The sequence below is a fragment of the Cerasicoccus frondis genome, from assembly GCA_031296915.1.
Lineage (GTDB): Bacteria > Verrucomicrobiota > Verrucomicrobiia > Opitutales > Cerasicoccaceae > Cerasicoccus > Cerasicoccus frondis.
Genome location: JAVDPC010000049.1, coordinates 1 through 20,730, shown reverse-complemented (window position 1 = coordinate 20,730; position 20,730 = coordinate 1). Strand labels below are relative to the sequence as shown.

The following is a 20,730-nucleotide window of genomic DNA, read 5'->3' as shown; positions in this document are numbered from 1 at the left end:
AATGGACCGCTTCAGCTGATGACATCTTCCACAAAATTAATCAATTTTGCAATAAACTAAGCTAACGGAACACTAGATGAAAAGTGCTCTAGGAATTGTTCGAGAAACGATTCCGTTAATCGTCTTCTTCTTCGTCGTCGAAGTCGTAGAATTCCGGCATGAGCTGGACGACGAGCATTTCCTGGAATCGCGCCAGAAAAGTGAAGCAAGCGTAGGGCTTTTGCTCTTCAGGGCTGAGCATGGCGACCTCCACCGCGTCCCGCTCCAGAGCTTCCTCCGAAAAACGGTTTAAGAAGGCTTCGCGAATTTTCAAGCGCACGGCGGAAGCTGCGCGCAAGGCGCTCTCGGCGTCTTCCTCCGACAGCTCCAGAGGTCGTTCCGGCGATAACTGATTCAGCAGTTCGATCAGGTAGCTGGCGTCTTCGCGCAGTTGTTCCAGCAAGCTGTCACGCCAGGCTTCCAGCAAAATCTCATCATCGTCCGGAGCGCCATCCAGGTTGACCGCCACCTGCAGGCGCAGGCGCTTTTCGATTGGTTCAACGACATCCAGGAGCGCCTGGATGTAGAACGGGCTAATCTTGATCGCTAACCTAGGCATCCCGTTCCAATTTCGCGTTCAATTGCCACTTGTGCAACTCGTGGACGTAGGTTTCGGCTTTTTCGCGGTCCCCGGACCACACAATGGAGCGGCCCAGCTCGTGCACTTCCAGCATATGCTTGCGCGCCTTCTCATCATCAAAGCCGAGCACGCGCCGAAAAACGAGGACCACATAGCTCATCAAATTCACCGGATCATTGAGCACGACAACGTTCCACGGCAATGCCGTCGCCACGGCGGTGTCCGTCTCGCTCTCGGTAAATGGGCTGCTGGTGGCCATGTTGATCATTAAAAAGATCTCATAATCTACGCTGATGCCCGACAAGATCAAGCCTTGCCATGCGCGACGTCAACATGCGCAGGTCCTAAGGCTCTAGAGCATCGACGCACTACTGACCAAGCAAGAACAATTCCAATGCCTTGCGAATTCGGGCGCCTTCACGTTCGAGCTCCTCCAACGCTTCATCCACCCCCGCGCAATCGTGTCGACGGGCGGCATCCTCCAGGCAGGCGGCGCATTGGCCGAGGCGAATCGCCCGCAAAAGCCCGGACGCGCCTTTGAGCGAATGCGCGTAGTGCTGGAGCGCCTTGTAGTCGTGCTCCCCGGCGCCGCGCCGGAAATCCTTGAATTCCGCGTCCCAATTCTCGCTGAACATCCGAGCGGCCAGCAACATATCCTCCTGGTCCTCTTCATCCAACTCCGCAGTGATGCCCACAGGGTTGTATTCCGGGCCACTGACGGTGACCCGGGCCGCCTGATCGATTCGGTCGAGAATTTTCATCAGCACTTCACGCATTTTTGCGGCGCGGAAGGGCTTGGTGAGGTAGCCGTCCATGCCCGCGTCGATGCAGACCTGCTCATCTCCCCGCATCGCGCGGGCGGTCATGGCGATGATCGGCGTGCGCCGCTTCAAATTTGCCTCAAGATCGCGGATGCGTCGGGTGGCCTCCAGACCATCCATCTTGGGCATCTGGACGTCCATCAAGATGAGGTCAAACTCCAAGGATTGGAACGTTTCGAGTGCCTCCACGCCGTCATTGGCCACGGTCACTTCATGCCCGAGCTTGGTCAACCGCTGCAAGGTCACCTCCTGGTTGATGAGGTTGTCCTCCACCAGCAAGATACGCAAAGACGGCATCTGCTCTCCCGGCGCCATCGTGAACGGCGCTGGCCGGGATTCCGGAACAATTCGCCTTGCCGCGCCCTCCGGCGATAAATCAAACACATCCAACACTGCTTCGCGCAAGTCGTTCTGCTTCACTGGCTTGGTCAGGAACCGGCCAATGCCCATCAAGCGGCCGCGTTGGCGCTCCTCCGTCGTAATCGCCGAAGTCAGGATGATCATTTTGATCTCCCGCAAACGGGCGCGGCTATGCACCAGCGACGCCACATCGGTGCCGCTGAGGCCCGGCATTTGTTGGTCCAACAGCAACAGCTGAAAGGGCGTGCCGTCGGCAATCGCCCGCTCCATGCGGGAAATAGCTTTGACGCCATCGTCGCACGTCGTGGGCAACAGGCCCCAGTGACGACAGACTTCTTCCAGAATCTGGCGGTTGGTCAGATTGTCGTCGACGATGAGCACCCGGCAGCCATGCAATTCTTCCAGGCTGAGCATTTCGCTCTCGGCCTCGCTGCTCACACAGCCCACATCCAGCTCCACGGTAAAGGTGGCGCCTTTGCCCAGCTCGCTGGAGGCGGTGATGTCGCCGCCCATCATCCGGGCAAGCTTGCGCGCAATGGACAGCCCCAAGCCAGTGCCGCCGTATTTGCGCGTAGTGGACGAATCCCCCTGCGTGAACGTGTCGAAAATGTGATCCAAGCGCGCCTCGTTGATGCCGATGCCGGTATCTGAGACCGCCACTTGCAGGCGCAGGACCTCGGCATTGATGCTCATTTGGCGCACGCTGATGATGACTTCGCCCTCTTCGGTGAATTTGACGGCGTTGCTGACCAGGTTGTTCAACACCTGCCGGACGCGGATCGGATCGCCCGCGACCACGGCAGGCAGACGCGGGTCGATGTTCACCGCTAACTCCAGTCCACGGTCGCGCGAAAGTGAGACGAATTGGTCGACAGTGTCCTCAACCGCCTCGCGCAGATCGAAATCGATGTTCTCCAGCTCCAGTTGCCCGGCCTCGATCTTGGAAAAGTCCAAAATATCATTCACCAGCGCCAACAGGGTGTTGCTACAGCTGAGGACGGTTTGCAAATAGCGCTCCTGATCGGGTGAAAGATCGCTCTCCAGGCACAGCTCGCTCATGCCGATAATGCCGTTAATCGGCGTGCGAATTTCATGGCTCATATTCGCCAGGAAGTCGCTCTTGGCCTGGTTCGCCTGCTCGGCGCGCTGGATCGCCTTGCGCAAACGGTTTTCCGTCTGACGCGCCTCCGAAATGTCGCGGCTCACCGATACGAGGCCGATGCACAGGCGATTGTGGTCAAAGACCGGCATCTTCGTCGTTTGGAGCCAATGGGCGCCGCCATTGCGGATCTGAAACAGCCCCACGTGATTGACGATCGGCTTCAGCGAAGTCAGGACATCCTGATCCGTCTCACACACCCAGCGGGCGGTTTCGCGGGTGACGAAGTCGCGGATCGATTTCCCGACCTCCTGCCCGGGATACTGTGTTTCCAAAGCTCGCTGAAATGCGCGGTTGGTGATGACGAATCGCCCGTGAATGTCGGTGAAATAGACATAGTCCAGTGTGTGATCCATCAAGATCTGCAGCAACCGCAGCTCACTGCGCGGATTGAGGATCATCTGGTCATTCACCACCGGATTTTCCATGACAATGAGCCACAACTGCTCCGGCGTGTCTGGATCCGCCTGTAACAACGCCTCTAAAATCAGGTTCTGCGATCCAGCAATGCGCAGCTTGCCATGCCAGGCGGTCTGCCCCGTCGCCGCAAATAATTGCTCCAGGTCATTACCAGACTGGATGGTAGACATGACCTCCGTCAGGTTCTGACCGATGCAATTACCGCCTTCAGCCCCTATCAGACGCATGAAAACGTCGTTGCAATGAACAATATTACCCTTTCGATCGCATAATGCAAAGGGCCAGGGCATGACCTTGGCCAGGTTATCTGTCATTGACGGGGTGATATTACTCATTACCGGAACGAAAAAGCCTTATCAAATTTAACCCATTTGACAAATACATTTAACAAAACCGACGCTTAACCAAGCGTCCAGCTACGATATGCCCGACCAACCAACAACTTCGGAAAACGAATCTCCCAAGGCCGAAAAGAAGCCCTGGCCCATGGTTTATGTAGTCGCCGCAGTCGGCTTGTTCATCCTGCTGTTTAACCTGTATCTGCTACTAACCAGCTAAGTGATAGGCAGATGCGACAGCCTTAAATGCTGACCCACCGGCGTACAATGCGATTCAGCTCTCCATTGGCCGCCCAGGTAACCACCAGGCTGTTGACCTTCTGCAATAGCTCCGGATTGTCCCGGCTGACTCCCCAGACCATCTGGTCTACGGTGAGCACCGGTCGAGCGGGGGTCACCCCGCGATTTTGGTATGTGCCCGCCAACCAGTAAATGGTCGGCGCATCATGGATCAACATATCGACCTTGCCGTCAGCCACGGCAAGGGCGCCTTTCTCCGCAGAGTCAAATGTGACCAACTCCGCATTGGGAAAACTGGACTGCACAAGGAACTCCCCCGTCGTGCCCTTCTCCGCGCCGACCTTGCCCTTGGTGTTGCCAATTTGACCCGCCAGCGCGTAATTCCCTGCGTTTTTACGCAACACCAACGCCATCTGACCGCTGTTCATGTAGGGCGTCGTCATGGAAATGATCGAATTCCGCTCTGGCGTGTAGTTCATGCCAGCCATGAGAATGTCTATCTTGTCTGCTTGGAGAGCCGGGATCAGATCCTCCCAATCCATTTCGATGAAGTAGACTTCACGGCCCAAATCCTTGCCCATTTGGCGGGCCATATCGATCTCCAGGCCCACGAGCTTGCCATCCTGCTTATAAACAAACGGCGGCATGTCGGCGGAGACGCCTACCCGCAGAACATTAGGCGATGGCGCCATCTGCGTCGATGCTGAGCTTTTGCTGGAACCGCCCAGGCTCTCACAGCCGCCCATGCCCAACCCGGCCATCATCAGCGCGCAGACCAGAAGAAAACGTCCGAAAAAGCCGGAAAAGGTCTTTCCGGCGCGAAAAAAAGAAATGGATGCAATAAGCACGGCAGAATTTGCGGTCATCTGGGGATAATGGTCAAGATTCAACTGAGACCATTTTCCATATCACCTGACAGCGGCAGATGCTACTCCCACAGCGAACGAACCGCCTTGACCAAGCCTTCAATCGACGCCTGCTTGGCCAACCGATCCACCGGCAACCCGATCTGCCGCATGCGTTCCGCCGTTTTCGGGCCAATCGCCACGCCCTTGGGACGACGGGCCTCGGCGTCTGGTTGCAAATTTTTAGCCTGCTGCACAAAGCCGTCCACCGCGCTGGAACTCGCGAACGTAATCGCATCCGCGCCGACCTCACGAAACCGCATCGCCGCCGGATGGGACTCCAGGTCCGTCAACTCCGTCCGGTAGACCGGGAACGTATCGACAATCGCCTGCGCCTCCTCGAGCTTCTCCACCAGCACATCGCGGTTGCGGTTACCCGTCACCACCAGCACGGTTTCGTTTTCCAGCGTCTCCGCGCGCAGAAGTTCCTCGGCCAGATTTTCCGCGACGGCCTCCTCCGGAATTAAATCCACCGCCAGCCGCTGCTCACGCACCGCTTTGGCCGTTGTCTCGCCGATGCACGCAATGCGCATGCCGCCAAATGCGCGGATGTCTGCAAACTTGCGGTGAAACTTCTCGAAGAAATATTTCACGCCATTCGGGCTCGTGAAAACGATCCAGCGATAGCTGCCCAATGTCGGCCAAATTTCATCGCCAGTCGATTCCTCGTCTTCGGCAATCTCGATCAACGGCAGCTCCAACACCTCGGCGCCGAGGCTGGTCAACGCGGCGGAAAGCTCGCTGGCCTGCTCGCGACTACGCGTCACCACGACACGCTTGCCAAACAACGGGCGCTGCTCAAACCAGCCGATCTTGTCGCTCAAGGTCGCCACCGAACCGATCACCACAACCGCCGGTGAACTGAGCCCGGCTTCTTCCTTGGCGGCGACAACATTTTCCAACGTGGACACCAGGCTTCGCTGGCGAGGCGTTGTCGCCCATTGAACAATCGCCACCGGCGTGTCTTTGGCCAGACCCGCTGCGACGAGTCGGTCGACAATTTCGCCCAGGTGGCCCATGCCCATGTAAATGCACAGCGTGCCGCCGACCTTGGCGAACTCCTCAAAGCGCACATGCATTTCGTGCTTTTCCGGGTCCTCATGACCAGTCAGGAATGCCACCGACGAGCTGTATTCGCGGTGAGTCAAGGGAATGCCTGCGTAGGCCGCCGAAGCCAGCGCCGCAGTCACACCGGGCACAATCTCGTAGCTGATGCCGTCCTTGACGAGCGTTTCGGCCTCTTCGCCGCCACGGCCAAAAACGAATGGATCGCCGCCCTTGAGGCGCACCACCATATCGCCCTGCTTCGCGCGTTTGAGCAGGATTTGCTCGATTTCCTCCTGCGGAATCGCGTGGAAACCGCTCCGCTTGCCGACGTAAATTTTCTCGCAACCAACCTTGGTCCACTTGAGCAAATCAGGATTGGCGAGGTAATCATAGACCAGCGCATCGCAGCGTTCGATGAGTTCCTTGGCGCGCACGGTCACGAGCCCGGTGTCCCCCGGCCCCGCCCCGACTAGATAAACTGTTCCTGGCGTCGACATAGTTAAAATGAAATTCGTGGCCGAAAGAAACCGACGATGCAATCAAGGTTACGAACGCAGATTTGGATGTGGTCTCTTAAATGGATTTCAGAGCCGGGGTAAAGCGCATCTCCTTCGCTAAAGAATCCGCGAACGGTGTCATAAGCAGCCAAATCCTTGTCTTCACGGAACTGATGGAGCCACTCAAAGACATAGCAATCCAAGTAACGTCTTTCCAAATCTTTACCCTTATTTTGCGGCATACTCATGCCAAATTCCTTACTGAATCGCGCTAACACATCGTGGGCGATTTTCACTTCAGCGAGACAAGCCCCATCGGCCAAATTCAAACAATGCCCCAGCCGAATAACCGCGCCCAAAACAGCTGCTTTCTTGATTTTTCCTTTAGTGCTTCGGGCAGATTCCTTGGCCCACTGCAGAGCCCGCTTAGGATCATCCTCCCAAAAATAATAACCATGCCCCAACCAATCGTAGTCGTTTTTGCTGGGATGCATATCAGCGCCATTGATCACGGCATCGGCGACAGTGGCGTCACAACCGTGATAGCCCAGCGCAATAGAGTAGGCTGGCATTATTGAAATTGCGCCTTCAAACGACCCGTCTTGGTGTACATTCCAGTCGCCATGGCCATGCGCATGAACTTCTTGCGATCATGGGCGGCTTCCTTCGCCGACTCCTTGATCAACTGAAACTCACGCTCCTGCTCTTTCGGATCAGCTGACTGAATGAATGGTCCGTGTGTCATCCTAATACCAATAAAAACAAGCGGAATAGATTAGTCAAGCCAGCCTAAGCGCTGACAACGCGCGCCACGACTTCCGCCAGCCATTCGTCGACGTCCTCGCCCGCCTTCGGTAGATCGAAGTCCTGATGGCCGGTGTCCTCATGAAAGGTTAGCAACTGGCCATTGCAGACATGGCCCGCAGTCGCGGTGTGGCAACCGCCCCCCATCGCCGCGAGAAACTTTCGCTCCAGCTCCACGGCAAAGGTCGTGGCGGCACAAGCCAGAGCCGCAAATTTCTCGACATCCTCCACACGGCACTGCAACGCAATCGCACCCTGCCCCACTGCCGGAACCACCTGCTGAATCGTCAGCGGCTTGAAAACTACGCCCTCGTAGCCCTGGATGCCCAAACGGCGCAAGCCAGCCGCTGCAAGCACTGTGGCGTCGGCTTGACCATTCACGATCTTGCGCAGACGGGTGTCGACGTTGCCGCGAATTTCGCTCCACACCGCGCATGGGAACACCTGCTTGAGCTGCAGGCGGCGGCGCGGGCTGCTGGTAGCGATCATCTTCGGCTTCGCCACGCCTTCGCGGACGATGAGCACGTCGTTCGTGACCTCGCGCGGCAGGTAAGCCGCCAGCGCCAGGCCCTCGGGCATTTCCGTCGGCAAATCCTTGGCTGAGTGCACGGCCAAGTCAGCCCCACCGTCCAGCAACGCATCTTCCAGCTCCTTGGTGAAGAGCCCTTTGCCGCCCTTGTCTTCGAGCGACCACGAGGTCTTCTTATCGCCGGTGGTGACGAACTCCTTCAGCTCCGCAGTCGCGCCAGCAAAGACGCGCTCCACGTGCGCCTTGGTCAGATTGGCCTGGCAAAGCGCCAGCGGACTACGCCGCGTCGCGAGTATGATTGGTTGGTCGGACATGGGAAAAAATAGCGGCCAAGCAAAAGGATTCCCCGCCAACAGTCAATTTCGGAATACTGGGGCGGATTTGGCTTAACTTGGCTAATGCTTTCTCATTTTATATCCAAGAAACCATGGCTGATCCCTCGACAGCAAAAATCTACGCCAGCATCTCTCCGCCAGTTGAGGGCTATCAACACCCGTCGGGGCGCGCCTTAGCCGAATTGCTGAAAAAGCAAGTACCTGAGCTGGCAGTTGAATGGGCAGAAACAGAAGCCACGATCAAACTACACGATTCAAGCGCCCCAGCTTTCACTGCGGTCGCCACTATCGACGCCGACTCATTCGAGCTATTGTCAACGCCTCATTTAAATATCGCAGCCCTGGACCGCGTGGCGGGTCGCCTCGCGCGAGCGATTGGCTACGCGTATTGCATCATCGCCGATTGCGGCATCCCGCTGAGTGTCTATCTCACTCCAAAGGTGTTCTTTCAAGATAAGCCCATCCAACCATCACTCAAGCCACCAAAACTGGAGCCCATCGAGAACTGGCGCGGCTTCCTGGAGCAACGCCTGCAGCACCTAGAGTTGGAAAGAGCTATCCCCCCAGCCCCAATCATGCAGTTACTGGACTTCGCTTCCGACGTCGAAAGCGCCTCCATCATTCGCTTAAAGACCCAACCTGGGCTACTGCGGCTTCGCCTGGAGCACCAAGATTTCGTGACCGAAATGCATTTCAACGGCTCATTCCCAGACGGTTACTAGCTGCCCAGCAACCACGCAAACGCTGCGGGCAGCTCTTCGCGCCAGGGCTTGGCGGCGTGGCCACCTTCGTATTCGTGGTAATGGACTTCGCTGCCGATTGAGCGAAGCACATCCACCGCAGCGCGAACGCTGTCCAACTGACTCAAATCCTGGCGCATGCCGCTGGGTTGATGCGTTAAGCCCGACTGCGTCTCGCGATTGCCGACGCTGAGCCAGAAGCGCTGGCCGGCGGCGGAATGCTCCTTTGCTTCGCGCATGAAGGCGCTGTCGTTCCACCAAAACGCGCCCGACTGCGCCAAGCAGTAGTCAAATCTTGAGGTGTAGCGCAGCACGATGTAGGCGCTCTGCAAGGCGCTCAAGCTCAGGCCTGCAATGATGTTGCCCGTCACCTGAATGCCCGGGCAGCGCTCCCGCGCCCAATCAAAAACATCCTCGGCGATGAACGCCGCGTAGTCCAGATTGCACGCGTAGTCTGCGTGCCGGGCGGCCGCGCTAACATGCGACACGAAAACGAGCGTCATCGGCGGCAGAACTCCCGTCGCGAGCAATTCCTCCAGCACCGGCAGCGCCTTCAGGTCGCGGGTGTAATGCTCGGCATCCAGGAAGATGCACATGCGATGCGGCTCAACCGGCCCGGACAGAATCCAAACTTGGCGCTCATAGGCGCCGCAACGGCTGGCGAGGGTGTGTTCAGAGAGATTCATGGCGTTTCTTTAGCTAGTACATAAAACGGGAGAGCGCATTTCGCACTCTCCCGCAGTAAAGTTAACTGAATTCCGGCAATTACTTGCTGGTGTATTCGGCTTGGGTGCCGCCGATTTCCTTCTTCGGAACCCAGGGCATGAGGGCGCGCAGTTCCTTGCCGACCTTCTCGATCGGGTGGTCCTTGCCTTCCTGAGCCATGCGCTTGTAGTTCGGGCAGCCGTCCTTGTATTCCTGGACCCAGTTCTTGGTGAACGTGCCGTCCTGGATTTCCTTGAGGACCTGCTTCATGGCAGCCTTGGACTCGGCGTTGATCACGCGCGGGCCGGAAACGTAGTCGCCGTATTCAGCGGTTTCGGAGATCGAGAAGCGCATGCCGCTGATGCCGGACTCAACCATGAGGTCAACGATCAGCTTCAGTTCGTGCAAGCACTCGAAGTAAGCCATTTCCGGAGCGTAACCGGCTTCGGTCAGCGTTTCGAAACCAGCCATGACGAGGGCGCTGGCGCCACCGCAAAGCACGGCTTGCTCGCCGAAGAGGTCGGTTTCCACTTCTTCCTTGAAAGAGGTCTGGATAACGCCGGCGCGTGCGCCGCCGATGCCCTTGGCCCAAGCGAGAGCGATGTCCTTGGCGCCTTCGGAGGAGCCTTCGTTGACGGCGATCAGCGTAGGAACGCCCTTGCCTTCAACATACTGCGTGCGCACAACGTGGCCTGGGCCCTTCGGGGCGACCATGATGACGTCGATGCCTTCAGCTGGCTTGATCAGGTCGTAGTGAATCGCCAGACCGTGCGTGAAGAGAATGGTTTTGCCGGGGGTGAGGTTCGGAGCAATGTCTGCTGCGTAAACGTCAGCCTGCTTCATGTCCGGCAGGGCGATCATGATGACGTCTGCCTTCTGGACGGCTTCTGCGGTCGAGAAGACTTCGAAGCCTTGCTTTTCAGCGACGGGCTTCGACTTGCTGCCTTCGTAGAGGCCGATGATCACATTTAGGCCGCTATCCTTCAGGTTCAGCGCATGGGCGTGGCCCTGCGAACCATAGCCGATAACAGCGAGGGTCTTGCCTTGGAGGACGCTCAGATCGGCGTCCGCTTCCGTGTATACTTTTGCGGGCATTGTGGGTTTTATTTCTGGTTGTCAGTTGTCGATTATCAATTGTCAGTTTTTCAATTGATGGATGCTTGGCACATCTCGCTGGCCTTTGAGAATAGATAATCGACCATTGAGAATTGAAAATTAATTAGGCTTCCTCTTCGTCCTCGTGGGCGTCGTTGCGGCCGCGCAACAGGGCGACGTTGCCCGTGCGAGCCAGCTCCAGGATGCCAAACGGCGTGATGAGCTCCAGGAATGCGCGGATCTTGTTTTCGTTCCCCGTGCACTCGATGATGATCGCTTCCGGCGTGACGTCGATGACCTTGGCGCGGAAAATGTCGCACACTTCGATGATTTCGGAGCGTGTCTCGCGGCTGGCCTGGACTTTGAGCATGACCAACTCACGAGCGACAAATGCATTGCGATGGCCGAAGTGCGTAATGTCGATGACGTTAATCAAGCGGTCGAGCTGCTTGATCGCCATGTCCAACGCATGTTCCTCGGCGCGCAGGGTGATCGTAATACGAGAATACTTCGGGTCGTGCGTCGGGCCGACATTGAGGGTATCAATGTTAAACCCGCGGCCGCTGAACATGCCAGCAACCCGCGCAAGAACTCCGAATTTATTTTCGACTAGTGCTGAGATCGTGTGTCGCATGGGAGGAAAAGCTGCCGAAAATGACGCAACCCCTCTCCCAACGGAAGCATAAAATTGGCACTTTTTTCGGTTTATCGCATCTTTTTCCTTGAACGGCGCCCTAAACCACGCATGTTCATGCGTTTTCCAGATGGACGGTTAGCTCAGTTGGCTAGAGCGTCTCGTTTACACCGAGGATGTCGCAGGTTCGAGCCCTGCACCGTCTACCATTTTCAAAAGAAGGACGCCCACGGCGTCTTTTTTTGTGCCTGCAGCGCCGCAGCATGGCTAATCGGCTCACGAAAGCCCTAATAGATGAGCCGAATAAGGCATTTAATCGGCTCATCGCTGCTTGGGCCCATAAAAAAAGCCGCCGCTCAAGGCGTGCTCAAGCGGCGGCGGGTGTTTTCGGAAAACTATTCCGGGTCGGGCACGCCGTGGCGGCGGAGGAGTTCGCGAATGGGTTCGCTGCCGTGCTCGATTTTTGACGGTAAGGGCGCGCCGTGGTCGAGGAGCAGCGCGACGATTTTGGCGTAGCCTCGGGGCGTATTTTCCTCGGGCAGGCGCATGGTGTTGCCGCCGTTGATGTCGTGGCAATGCTCGGAGCCGAAGACTGTCGTGCCGAGAGCGTCGCCGCCGTAACTGTTGAGCTGGTGGACATCGGCGCCGAGCTCGATCAAGACGCTCGCCGCCTCGAAGTGGCCGCGCCAGCAGGCCTGGTGCAGGATCGGCATATTGTCGATGCCGCGGACGACGGCGTCGATATCCGCCCCAGCCGCGACGAGCGCGCGGATGGCTGGGACGTTGTTGATCCGCGTGGCCTCGCTCAGTAGTTCGGCGGGGACCTCGTCCGCGAATGCAACTTCCTCGCCCGCAAACAGCTGCCCCAGCAGGCGGTCTTCCTCCGTAACGCCGGTCGCGCCGTGCTCGGCCAGCAGGGCCACGAGGTCTTCGCGATTGCGGCGCGCCGCCCAGCGAATCGCCGTCAGCCCGCGTGGGTCTTCGGCGTGTGGATCGGCCCCGCCCTCCAGCAGCAGCCGCACGACTTCCGCCGAGCGGTTGTAGCGCACGGCCTTCTGCAGGAAGGTCAGGTGGTAGGTGAAATTCAGGTCCGCGCCGTGCTCCAGGTAGAGTTTCACCGCTGCCGGGTTATCGAAATCCAGCGCCCGCCCCAGGCAATAGCTCACGCGGATCGGGTGCGGCTTGGCCTTGAGCAGCAGCTCCAGGCAGGCGGTGTCCGCAAACTCGCTGGCGTGATAAAGCGCCTCCGTGCCCCAGGGCGTCTTGTGCGGGTCGCTCGGGTCGGGCTCCGGCTCGCCCTCGTCGGGGTCGGCCCCGGCTTCGAGCAGCAGGCGCGTCAGCCCCGCGTGGTTGGCGATGCCCGCAGCGCCGTAGAGCGGCGTGTCGCGACCGACCGGCTCCATGAAATCCGCCAAGGGACGCCCGCTGGCAACGCCGGCCTCGATCAGCATTTGACCAACCTCGGCCAATGCTGGCGCTCGCTCGGGCTCGCTGCGAAACAGCCGCGAAAAGCACACGTATTCCAGCGGAAGCTGCCCCAGCGCGCCGCCCTCGGTGAAGACCAGCTCCGGCTTTTCCGCTAACTGACGGCGCACGAAATTCACCTCACCGCAGGCGCAGGCCAAGTAGAAATCTTCTTGGGCGAGTCTAGGCTCGGCATCGAGCAGCACCCGGGCGCGTCGCACGTCGTTAGAGCAAATAGCGCGCAGGGCCTCGGCGGCCTGTTCGCGCCGGCTGAGGTTTCGCGTTTCGACAAACGTCCGCCACTGTGGCCAGCTTTTGAAGCCATATTCGCGGGCAATGACCAGTTGCGCATCGGCCAGCTTCGGCTCGGGCACGGTTGGGCGCGGATGCGACTCCGCGAGGCGTTGCACGGCGGCGCTTTCACCAGCGCGCACTTGCTTGAGCAAGGCCTTGGCCTGCTTGCGGTCGAACTCGAGGTTAGGCCGCGAGGGAATTTTCTTATTCATAACGATCTCCGATTCTACCCGTTGTCCGCCTGCGGGCTGGAGGATCGTAATGATCCCAGTGCATGTGTTGTTCACTGGCGGGACTTTCCCTTTCCGCGGACCGGAAGCTCCCAGATGAGCTACGAGAAAGTCAGCCAGCCAATGCCCGGCAGGTCAACGCGAAACCACCGCCATCTGCCCTACTCCACCGAGCGGGCGATACGGCGGATGAACACATGCTCCGTACCGGGGTTAAATCGGATCGTCGCGGTTTCGACCCCGTTGGTCGTGGAGGAGCTGAACTTGGTGTAATCCTCCTCGCTGAGTTCGAACCACTCGTCGAGGTCGTAAGAAACCTCCAGCCAGCTCTCAGCGTCGTATGCGTTAATGCGATGCTGGAAGTTGAAATAGAACAGCGAGCCCTCCTTGGTCAGCTCGCCAATGGGCGCCAAGCCATTGTCCACAAACACGAAGTAGCCGCTCATGTATTCCATGAGATTGCTGACCTGGTTGCCGTTCGAGTCTTCTTCAAACGGGTAAACGCCACTCAGGCTCGCCATGTAAGATTCGTAAGGCCCGACCGCAATTGCGCCATCCTGAAAGCGGGGAGCGCCCGCCAGATCGGTGTCGAAGATGCCTTGGCTGGCAACACTGTTATCTCCCATATCGAGTAAAAAGGAAGTGCCCCGGTGACGCAGGTCGCCGTATTCATTATCGGCCACGCCCCTGTGCCAAGAGCCGTCGTCGCCGCGCTCGGGCGCATCTATCATGAAGCTCAGCGAGCTCAGCTCGGTGAAGCCATCGCTCAAATCACTGTCGGCCAATTCGTCCGCGTAATTCCCCAACGCAGCGTTTGGCAGCACGGCCAGGTTGTTAAACAAGACATGCGTCTCCACCGGACTATTCCCCCCGGGCGAGCGCAGGAGATTGTCGAAGAAAAACGTATTATAGACTGCCAGGATGGCGTTTGAGCTATAGTTGGCCGCGTAAATGACCGCCGCGTCAAAGGCGCCCGACGGACCATTATCGCCATTCACGCCCGGGATTCCCAAGTCGCCATTAGTGCCAGGGGAGCCGTCGTCGCCGATAATCGTCGCCTCACCGGGCCGACCAGCGATACCAAAGCCGACGGTGGTGTAATTTTTGCCGCTACCGCCTTCGCCCGGCCCGAGGTAGTCGACCTCATTCATCACGAATGCACAGTTGTGAATGCTGAGCTGGGTCGAGTTCGAGGCGGCGTAAATCGCGCCACCGTAGCCATAACCCGCGCGACCACCATCACCGCCATCGCCGCCGTCACCGTTGTCGCCGCCATTGCCGCCGTTACCAGCGTTGCCAAAGCCGATGTCGTCGCCGTCACCGCCATCGCCACCTTTGCCGGGGTTACCCCCATCGCCCGCGTCGCCCCCAGCGGAGGCCACCGCGACATTGCCAACAAAGGCGCTGTCGAAGAAATCAAACACTGCGGTGTTCACGCTAATATAAATCGCGCCGCCCTGAGCCTGGCCACCATCGCCACCATTACCGCCGTCTCCACCATGGCCACCGTCTCCGCCGTGGCCGCCAGGATCGCCGCCTGCATTGCCGTCGTCATCGCCATCGGGGCCATCGGCTCCCCAGTCGCCGTTGCCGCCCCTACCACCGGCGCCCCCAGCGCCAGCGATCGCGAAGTTGCCATTGAAAATACTCTCATCGATGTCGGCCTGGCCAAAGTGATAGACCGCACCGCCGCGCCCGACACCGCCATTGCCGCCGTCGGTGCCATTGAATCCATTGGGATTATTGTTCGTGCCGTTGCTGCCGCTCCAGCCATTACCACCGGCACCGCCAATCGCGCGATTCTCCTCGAAGAAGCAACGGTCGAGCTGCTGGACTTCTGCATAAACCGCGCCCCCCAGGCCATTGCCACCATGACTGCCGTCGCGATACGGGAAACTGCTGCGTCCGCTCACCCCAGCTCCGCCCTGTGCGGTGTTGCCGATGAAGCGGCAATTTTCCAACGATAGCGAGGCATCGAATCCGCAATAAATGGCGCCGCCTTCCGCATTATAGGCATCGAGAAAAGTCGCCTGCGTGGGATTGTCACTGGAGTCGGTCAGGCCAACCGCAGTGTTGTTCTCAAAGGTGCAATTGACCACCGTCACGGAGCTGCTGCCGTCGACGCCCAACCCGGCGCCCCCGCCTTCCAAGGCGAGAAAGCCCGACTCGCCAGCCTGCTTCAGGTAGCCGCCACCGATGACAAAGCCGTCCAACGTGAGGGCGCCCCCCAGCTCGTGAGCGGAGATGACGCGGTGGACATTGTCGCTGGGTGCACCGCTGCCGATCTCGCCGTTGAGAACGGTGCGGTTGGCCTCGTCGCCCACACGGCGCTCGCGGACATGCGTCATCCCTGGCTCAAAACCGCCGTAGAGCGAAACCGGCACATCGATGTAAAACGTGGCGTTGCGCCCATAGCCATTGCCCGGCCTATAAGTCCCTTGGGCAACCCAGATTTCGTCGCCCTCCAAGGCCGCCGTCAGCGCGGCGTCAAGCGAGGTATAGGCGTCGTCCCAGCTCGCACCGGAATTGCCGCCAGTGGCGTTTTGATCCACGTAAATGCGCTTGCCGGCGATGTCGGTTTCGTCCGTGCCGGTGAAAAAAGCGAAGTCGAACGCGACGTTGTCCGCGGCCATATTTTGCAGGCCCAGGTTCGGCAAATCACGCGTGGTGATGAGCCACGAATTCGTCGACGGCGTGTAGGCGACGATGTTGTCCACGTTATGCGACTGGCCGCCCGGCGCACTGATCAGCAGCGTGCCGTCCTCCGGACCATAGCCCGGGATGTTCAATTGATACGTGCCTGCGGGCGAGCTGAGCTTCGTCACGTTATAATTGCCGCCGGTGAGTATTTTCGTGGCGTCCGCGCGAACCCGCCCGACGGCCACCAAGCCCTCCTCGCCCACGCGGTCCACCGGCACATAAACGAAGGACACGCCGTCGCGCACGTAGGTGTCGACATTCGTCCCGTGGTCATGGCTAAAGAGCGTAAAGGTGCCGTCGTCGTGCGGCTGAAACTGCCCAAACTGGCTGCGGTTGGCGAAGCCGTTGACCAGCAGCACGCCATCCTGCGACGACGCGCCGAGCCCGCGCAGGTCGAGCGTCATCGTGCCATCACCGTGGTCGACAAACTCCGAGCCCAGCTCGATGCCCGCCGTCGCCGCGTATTTAAACAATGGCTGCCCCTCGCCATTGGCGCTGAAAAAGCCCGCCAGCCAAGGCGAGTCGCCGGTGATCGGGAAATAGCCAAAGGCGACATCGATATTGCGTTCTCCGCCGTCCATCTCAACGGCGGAAATATAGAAACTCGAACCGCTGGGCCCGGCGTCGGCCGCCAGGTATTGCGTGTCCGAAGGGCCACCGTAGGCGGCGTTGTTGCGACCGTCTTCAGCCACGCAGGCGATCATCACGCCATCGGCGCCCGTGCCCGGAAGGCGCAGCCAATAGTCGGCCGTGTTCATCTGGTCGTGCAACAACTCCACCCCGGGCGAAGTCGCCCCCGAAAGTTGCACGCTGAGGCCTTGCGGCGCGTTGGTGTTCGAGAGCTGGTAAACATCCAGCAAGCCGGTGTGCGGACGCGCGCTCAGTAGGCTCGCGGCGCCCAGCAAAGCGGATAGGGCCAGAGTTAAATCTTTCATGCGCAATAGTAGTCGGTAGGAGGCGAAAGTCCTTCCTATATTCCCATGACGCGCATTAGACAAGCATGACCGTAACAAAACTGGCGCGACTACGCCGTGGGCCGCTATTCCTCGTAAACCGGCTCGCCTTCAGTCTTGGCGATGATCACGGCGGCGCAGGTGTCACTGAAGACATTCACCGCGGTGCGACACATGTCCAGAGCGCGGTCAACCACCCAGATCAGCCCGATGTATTCTGTAGGCACCCCGAGCACGCCCATAATCAGGAAGATCGCCACAATGCTCGCCGAGGGAACGCCCGCCACGCCAATCGACGTCGTCAGCGCGAGGATCACCACCATGATCTGCTGGCTCAGTGTCAGCGGGTCGAAATTCGGGTCAATCACGGCCATGACCTGCGTCACGAAGATCACCACGACGCACTCGTAAAGCGCCGTGCCGTCCATGTTGACGGTTGCGCCAAGCGGCAGGGTGAAGCTCGTCGTGCGCGGCGACACCTTGGCGTCTTTTTCCACGGTTTCCATCGTCAGCGGCAGGGTGCCCGCCGAGCTGGCCGTGGAAAACGCGGTGAGCAGCGGATCGGACATCGCCTTCAGGTGCGTCCACGGGTTGACCTTGAAAAACGCCAGCACCCCGCAAAGCGCCGCAATGTGTAAACCCAGAGCCAGCAGCACCGTTGCCGTAAACTGCGCCAGCGGCTCGACCAAGTCCATGCCCAGCTCGACGAGGCGCGGCGTCACCAGCGCAAACACGCCAATCGGCGCAAATTTCAAAATGAGGTCCGTGATGGCGATCATCACCTTGCTCGCGCCTTCCCAGAAATTCTGCTGCGTCGCCCGCCAGTTGTCATCCAGGCGGCTGATGAAAAAGCCGAACAGCACGCTGAAGGTGATCAGCCCGAGCAGTTGCCCGTTATCACTGGCGTTTTCGATGATGTTCGCGGGGAACATCCGCAGGAACACATCCCAAATATCCTGGGCGCTTTTGCCCGCGACTTTGGCTTCGATGATCTCACCCGCATTGGCGGCCTGAGCATTGGCCTCCATCCGTGCGGCGACCTCGGGCTCGACCGTGCCGGGCGAAATCATGTTCACCAGCACGAGGCCAATCGTCACCGCGACGGCGCCGCTGCACACGTAATACGCGAGCGTCTTAAAGCCGAGGCGGCGAAAATCCTTGCCGCCCGTCAGACCCGCCATCGCCGAGATGATCGAACTGGCCACCAAGGGCACGATGATCATCTTCAGCGCGTTCATGAACAGCTTGCCCAGAAACGAGCAAGCGCCCAACAGGTTGGACCCCAATGCGGATTCTGCTCCGCCCGTCGCCTTGACCAATGCTGTCGCGACGACAGACAGGATCAGGGCAGCCAGTATTTGCCAGTGTAGTTTCCACTTCAGTGGATTCATCGCCCTATGCTTGACGCATGGGCGGAAGATTAAAGGAAAAAATTAAAAATTAAAGTGGAAGCAGCCTCAGTTCGCTTGGATCAAGCTAAACAAGGCGCACTCGCAGCACCTTTAATTATTATAATTTGCTCACTTTAAGCTCATTTCACCACCGTGCAGGGGCGCATGTGAAACAGGCCGTCATTCACTGGCAGCCCAGTCGTTGTGCTGACTGTGGCAGCGCCATCGTAGTGTGTGGTTGTGCTGGAGCAACCCGCAGCCAGCAATGCCCACGCCCCCAGAAAGGCAATGATAAGTCTGGTGCGGCGCCGACCGCGAAATGCCAATTGAACGTTTTTCACTGCTCGCAATCAGCTAGGGAACTTGGGGGCAACCGAGCGTCGCTGGCCAGCGGGGATCTCCACGGGATCGCCTTCGGCCGGGTCCTCATCGTTCTTGTAAATACGGACCGTGACGGGTTCGTCGCTGCTGGGCGCCGTCCATTGCCACTTGCCGATTTCCAAAAACTCCATGGGCACGCCCTCATCTTCGGACAAGCCTGGGCCGGTGCCGCGCACATATGGCTTGTTGCCAATGCCGATCAGCACCTGCGCAATCAGCGTCGTCGCACCGCGTTGCTTCTTGGGCTTGGACTTTGGGCTGTCCGGCAAATCGCCGATCAACTCTCCCTGCTCAGGGTCAGCTGGCGCGGCTTCTTCGTCTTCCGCCGAAGCGATCTCGCCAAACTCGTCCCAATCGTCAAAGCCCATGCCCGAAGCTTCTTCGTCCACAACTTCCGCCGCTTCGCTTTCAGCAACTGCTGCTTCCTCGGGCGCTTCCGGCGCCTCCTCCTCGGCGACGATCTCATCGTCGTCGCTCAAGGCGATATCAAATTCTTCCTCTTCCAGCTCGGCCAGCGCCTCGGCGCTCATTTCCGGCATGGCTTCTTCTGACTCTTCGTAAAGTTCCTCCGGCTCAAACGCGGCTTCCGCTTCGGGTGCTTCTTCTTCCGCTTCTGAAGCTTCAGCGATGAGCGCTTCGTCTTCTTCCGGCTCAGCCTCCTCGTCTTCATCAGCCAGATCTGCCTCGGTCAGGAATTCCGGTTCCGCGTCGTCGTGGGCTTCATCCGCTTCCTCGTATTCGTCGTCATCGTCGAGCTCGTCTTCGTAGCGGGCGTCCAACTCGCCAAAATCCTCGGCGGACTCCGCTTCGTCCAGCTCTTCGGTTTCCTCAGCTTCAGCCTCCTCAACTTCCACTGCAGCCACGGACTCCATGTCTTCGGGCTCATCTTCGACCGCTTCCGGCGCTTCCTCTTCAAGTTCCTCAACCGCCTCGGTGTCGGCTAGCTCTTCCGCTGCAGCGAGCGCGGCGGCTTCCCGTTCGGCCTTTTCCTTGGCGATTTCCGCCTCGAAACGCGCGTCCATTTGGTCGAACTTCTCAGAGTCCACCTCGGGTGCGCCGCGAAGCTCGATCATCCCGTAGTTGGGCGCCTCGGGGGCTACATTCTCTTCAACGGACTCTTCGATCACGCCGTCCAGCGAGTCTTCCGGGATCGGCGACTCTGCCTTTGGCTGGCTAACCGGCGTAGACTCCACCAACTGCGCCGCCGTATCCTGAATCGTCGCCACCAGGCTCTGGTAACGGTTGGCCAAGTCGCCCAACAGCGAGACCTGCATCGGCAAGCCCTGGAGCTTGGACAGTGCGGAGTTGAGCTTGTTAAACTGTTGGTCGGAATTCACCGCGACCTGCTCCATGATCGCCTGCGCAAACTCGTCGCGCACGGACTCAAATTGCTCGCTCAGCGCCTCCTTGAGCTGCTCGGGGTCCACACCACCGACCGACGCTGGCGCCGCCTTGATCTCCTTGATCCGCGACTCCATACGCTCCAGCAAAGTCTCAAACGCTCCGGCGATCTCCGCATTGCGATCCGTCGACTGAATGACCGATTCCCCGATTTCCTGGATGCCGTAAAGCGCCTGCTCGATCCGGCGCGCGTTCTCGTCGTTGGCTTGGCTCAGGTCGTATTCCTTCAGCTTGGCCAGCGTGCGGAACTCGATGTAAAACGGCAAACACGCCACGACGCCGCCCATCGCGACCAAAAACAGCGAGCCCATGAACATCAACGGGCTCAGCGGCCATTCGCTTCGAAACACGATCACTGCCGCAAACAGCAGGAGCACCACATCGAACACGATGAACGGAATTTTGTTAATCTTTGGTAGTGGGACGTTTTCTTCCAAGGCCATAGGTCAAATCGGTGATGCCTAGGAGTAGCCCGCGTTTTCCCGGGAAGCAAGGAAACTTAGGGCCAGATGGCCGGAAAGTTTGTTGGCGGCAACGCGCGTTTACCAAACAAATGCATCATCCGATCAAGCAAGGTGGCGCGGATCGTCTCTGTATAGACCGTCAAGATGGGTTACAAACGTGCGGTGACATAGGTAACAGTTTTAAGCATGACTTGGCATGCCACT

Annotated in this window: 18 protein-coding genes and 1 tRNA gene; 3 read left to right on the top strand and 16 right to left on the bottom strand. The window is 58.8% G+C overall.

The features are described 5' to 3' along the window. Window positions 1-115 precede the first annotated feature (115 nt). The 3 genes from RBB63_RS22845 to RBB63_RS22835 form a co-directional block, all read right to left on the bottom strand. Entirely contained in the window at window positions 116-598 is a 483-nt protein-coding gene (locus RBB63_RS22845; RefSeq protein ID WP_309387696.1) for a hypothetical protein, read from the bottom strand. Next, window positions 591-878: an ATP-dependent Clp protease adaptor ClpS gene (locus tag RBB63_RS22840; RefSeq protein ID WP_309387695.1), complete on the bottom strand. Its 288-nt coding sequence runs from the start codon at window positions 876-878 to the stop codon at window positions 591-593. The genes RBB63_RS22845 and RBB63_RS22840 overlap by 8 nt, the downstream gene beginning before the upstream one ends. Before the next feature lie 109 nt (window positions 879-987). Further along, on the bottom strand, window positions 988-3,693 hold the full coding sequence (locus RBB63_RS22835) for a response regulator (protein ID WP_309387694.1): 2,706 nt from the start codon (window positions 3,691-3,693) through the stop codon (window positions 988-990). 109 nt (window positions 3,694-3,802) lie between these two features. On the opposite strand from RBB63_RS22835, the gene RBB63_RS22830 reads away from it, so the two are divergent. Further along, window positions 3,803-3,937, top strand: a complete 135-nt coding sequence (locus RBB63_RS22830; RefSeq protein ID WP_309387693.1) for a hypothetical protein — start codon at window positions 3,803-3,805, stop codon at window positions 3,935-3,937. Window positions 3,938-3,959: 22 nt separating this feature from the next. On the opposite strand, the gene RBB63_RS22825 is transcribed toward RBB63_RS22830, so the two are convergent. From RBB63_RS22825 to hemC, 5 genes are all read right to left on the bottom strand, one after another. Further along, the gene (locus RBB63_RS22825; RefSeq protein WP_309387692.1) at window positions 3,960-4,823 is read right to left on the bottom strand and encodes a substrate-binding periplasmic protein; all 864 of its coding nucleotides are present in this window, start codon (window positions 4,821-4,823) and stop codon (window positions 3,960-3,962) included. Window positions 4,824-4,885: 62 nt separating this feature from the next. Next, window positions 4,886-6,406 (bottom strand): uroporphyrinogen-III C-methyltransferase, encoded by a 1,521-nt coding sequence (gene cobA / locus RBB63_RS22820; protein WP_309387691.1) that lies wholly within the window; start codon window positions 6,404-6,406, stop codon window positions 4,886-4,888. Between the two features lie 2 nt (window positions 6,407-6,408). Beyond that, window positions 6,409-6,918: a hypothetical protein gene (locus RBB63_RS22815; RefSeq protein WP_309387689.1), complete on the bottom strand. Its 510-nt coding sequence runs from the start codon at window positions 6,916-6,918 to the stop codon at window positions 6,409-6,411. A 59-nt stretch (window positions 6,919-6,977) separates the two neighbouring features. Beyond that, window positions 6,978-7,151: a hypothetical protein gene (locus RBB63_RS22810; RefSeq protein ID WP_309387687.1), complete on the bottom strand. Its 174-nt coding sequence runs from the start codon at window positions 7,149-7,151 to the stop codon at window positions 6,978-6,980. A gap of 44 nt (window positions 7,152-7,195) precedes the next feature. Further along, window positions 7,196-8,053: a hydroxymethylbilane synthase gene (hemC, locus tag RBB63_RS22805; RefSeq protein ID WP_309387685.1), complete on the bottom strand. Its 858-nt coding sequence runs from the start codon at window positions 8,051-8,053 to the stop codon at window positions 7,196-7,198. Window positions 8,054-8,166: 113 nt separating this feature from the next. Here hemC and RBB63_RS22800 point away from each other — a divergent pair, with 113 nt between their 5' ends. Further along, window positions 8,167-8,796 (top strand): hypothetical protein, encoded by a 630-nt coding sequence (locus RBB63_RS22800; RefSeq protein ID WP_309387684.1) that lies wholly within the window; start codon window positions 8,167-8,169, stop codon window positions 8,794-8,796. Here the strand turns inward: RBB63_RS22800 and RBB63_RS22795 are convergent. The 3 genes from RBB63_RS22795 to ilvN form a co-directional block, all read right to left on the bottom strand. Next, complete coding sequence (locus tag RBB63_RS22795; RefSeq protein ID WP_309387683.1) at window positions 8,793-9,500, bottom strand: alpha/beta hydrolase; 708 nt, start codon at window positions 9,498-9,500, stop codon at window positions 8,793-8,795. The two genes, RBB63_RS22800 and RBB63_RS22795, sit on opposite strands and share 4 nt — an antisense overlap. Window positions 9,501-9,579: 79 nt before the next feature. Then, window positions 9,580-10,614 carry a ketol-acid reductoisomerase gene (gene ilvC, locus RBB63_RS22790; RefSeq protein WP_309387682.1) on the bottom strand — a complete coding sequence of 345 codons (1,035 nt, stop codon included), beginning with the start codon at window positions 10,612-10,614 and terminating at the stop codon, window positions 9,580-9,582. 124 nt (window positions 10,615-10,738) lie between these two features. Then, window positions 10,739-11,248, bottom strand: coding sequence for an acetolactate synthase small subunit (gene ilvN, locus RBB63_RS22785; protein ID WP_309387681.1), 510 nt, complete (start codon window positions 11,246-11,248; stop codon window positions 10,739-10,741). Between the two features lie 132 nt (window positions 11,249-11,380). On the opposite strand from ilvN, the gene RBB63_RS22780 reads away from it, so the two are divergent. Further along, window positions 11,381-11,457, top strand: a tRNA-Val gene (locus tag RBB63_RS22780). Between the two features lie 186 nt (window positions 11,458-11,643). Here the strand turns inward: RBB63_RS22780 and RBB63_RS22775 are convergent. The 5 genes from RBB63_RS22775 to RBB63_RS22755 all read right to left on the bottom strand — a co-directional run bounded on the left by RBB63_RS22775 (window position 11,644) and on the right by RBB63_RS22755 (window position 20,505). Next, window positions 11,644-13,218, bottom strand: coding sequence for an ankyrin repeat domain-containing protein (locus RBB63_RS22775; RefSeq protein ID WP_309387680.1), 1,575 nt, complete (start codon window positions 13,216-13,218; stop codon window positions 11,644-11,646). A gap of 179 nt (window positions 13,219-13,397) precedes the next feature. Beyond that, window positions 13,398-16,871, bottom strand: coding sequence for a collagen-like triple helix repeat-containing protein (locus RBB63_RS22770; RefSeq protein ID WP_309387679.1), 3,474 nt, complete (start codon window positions 16,869-16,871; stop codon window positions 13,398-13,400). A gap of 104 nt (window positions 16,872-16,975) precedes the next feature. Continuing rightward, complete coding sequence (locus RBB63_RS22765; RefSeq protein WP_309387678.1) at window positions 16,976-18,280, bottom strand: dicarboxylate/amino acid:cation symporter; 1,305 nt, start codon at window positions 18,278-18,280, stop codon at window positions 16,976-16,978. Window positions 18,281-18,420: 140 nt separating this feature from the next. Beyond that, window positions 18,421-18,621 carry a hypothetical protein gene (locus RBB63_RS22760; RefSeq protein WP_309387677.1) on the bottom strand — a complete coding sequence of 67 codons (201 nt, stop codon included), beginning with the start codon at window positions 18,619-18,621 and terminating at the stop codon, window positions 18,421-18,423. Between the two features lie 9 nt (window positions 18,622-18,630). Continuing rightward, the gene (locus tag RBB63_RS22755) at window positions 18,631-20,505 is read right to left on the bottom strand and encodes a hypothetical protein (protein ID WP_309387676.1); all 1,875 of its coding nucleotides are present in this window, start codon (window positions 20,503-20,505) and stop codon (window positions 18,631-18,633) included. Between the last annotated feature and the right edge of the window lie 225 nt (window positions 20,506-20,730).

Coding starts and splice junctions, on each gene's coding strand:
- ilvN (WP_309387681.1), bottom strand. CDS start 11,248: ATGCGACACACGATCTCAGCACTAGTCGAAAATAAATTCGGAGTTCTT.
- RBB63_RS22755 (WP_309387676.1), bottom strand. CDS start 20,505: ATGGCCTTGGAAGAAAACGTCCCACTACCAAAGATTAACAAAATTCCG.
- RBB63_RS22810 (WP_309387687.1), bottom strand. CDS start 7,151: ATGACACACGGACCATTCATTCAGTCAGCTGATCCGAAAGAGCAGGAG.
- RBB63_RS22835 (WP_309387694.1), bottom strand. CDS start 3,693: ATGACAGATAACCTGGCCAAGGTCATGCCCTGGCCCTTTGCATTATGC.
- RBB63_RS22845 (WP_309387696.1), bottom strand. CDS start 598: ATGCCTAGGTTAGCGATCAAGATTAGCCCGTTCTACATCCAGGCGCTC.
- RBB63_RS22765 (WP_309387678.1), bottom strand. CDS start 18,280: ATGAATCCACTGAAGTGGAAACTACACTGGCAAATACTGGCTGCCCTG.
- RBB63_RS22800 (WP_309387684.1), top strand. CDS start 8,167: ATGGCTGATCCCTCGACAGCAAAAATCTACGCCAGCATCTCTCCGCCA.
- RBB63_RS22775 (WP_309387680.1), bottom strand. CDS start 13,218: ATGAATAAGAAAATTCCCTCGCGGCCTAACCTCGAGTTCGACCGCAAG.
- RBB63_RS22830 (WP_309387693.1), top strand. CDS start 3,803: ATGCCCGACCAACCAACAACTTCGGAAAACGAATCTCCCAAGGCCGAA.
- RBB63_RS22770 (WP_309387679.1), bottom strand. CDS start 16,871: ATGAAAGATTTAACTCTGGCCCTATCCGCTTTGCTGGGCGCCGCGAGC.
- ilvC (WP_309387682.1), bottom strand. CDS start 10,614: ATGCCCGCAAAAGTATACACGGAAGCGGACGCCGATCTGAGCGTCCTC.
- RBB63_RS22825 (WP_309387692.1), bottom strand. CDS start 4,823: ATGACCGCAAATTCTGCCGTGCTTATTGCATCCATTTCTTTTTTTCGC.
- RBB63_RS22795 (WP_309387683.1), bottom strand. CDS start 9,500: ATGAATCTCTCTGAACACACCCTCGCCAGCCGTTGCGGCGCCTATGAG.
- hemC (WP_309387685.1), bottom strand. CDS start 8,053: ATGTCCGACCAACCAATCATACTCGCGACGCGGCGTAGTCCGCTGGCG.
- RBB63_RS22840 (WP_309387695.1), bottom strand. CDS start 878: ATGGCCACCAGCAGCCCATTTACCGAGAGCGAGACGGACACCGCCGTG.
- cobA (WP_309387691.1), bottom strand. CDS start 6,406: ATGTCGACGCCAGGAACAGTTTATCTAGTCGGGGCGGGGCCGGGGGAC.